The organism is Helicobacter sp. TUL, assembly GCF_002287135.1.
Lineage (GTDB): Bacteria > Campylobacterota > Campylobacteria > Campylobacterales > Helicobacteraceae > Helicobacter_F.
The window spans coordinates 1-552 of sequence record NZ_NESU01000042.1; the positions used below are offsets into that span (position 1 = coordinate 1).

Below are 552 nucleotides of genomic sequence, written 5' to 3' on the forward strand. Positions count from 1 at the left end.
TTATTTGCAGCAGGTATCATACTCTTTTTTGTTGTATTGGTGCGTCAAAAACACACACTAAACTTCTATGGATATAGTAATCTTGCTATTTTAATTTTTGGTGTGGTGCTTGTAGCGTTTTGTTCAAACATTCTTGCAAGTTCTGATCAATATTTTTCTGTGCGTTACACATTGTATGCTTTTGTATTTATTGTGTGGTGTGTAGAATGTATGTATAATTACATAACTTATGATGAGGAGTAGCCTCGGCTAAGTTTGGTATTTTTTTTGCTTTTTACGTGGGATATTATGCAAAGGAGTGGGCTATGAAAAAAATGATTATATGTATTATATGTGTGTTTGGTATCGCGTATGCAGAGCCAGAAAACTCTACAGATGCGACTATCAAGCAGGAATCTTCCCCTTCTAATAATGTAGTCCAAAATACAGATCCTATCAACACAGATTCTCAAAATACTGCAAGTATGCCCTATGATGATTTTACTGCCATGATGCAAAATGCTAATGCGTCATTAAACTCCGCTATGGCATTTGCAAAAATGGGAGATTATG

General features: G+C 35.0%; 2 pseudogenes. Both read left to right on the top strand.

What is annotated here, in order from left to right:
* Positions 1 to 243: pseudogene (locus B9T66_RS09005) on the top strand (hypothetical protein); the annotation flags it as partial.
* 62 nt (positions 244 to 305) lie between these two features.
* Positions 306 to 552, top strand: a pseudogene (locus B9T66_RS08730) (hypothetical protein); the annotation flags it as partial.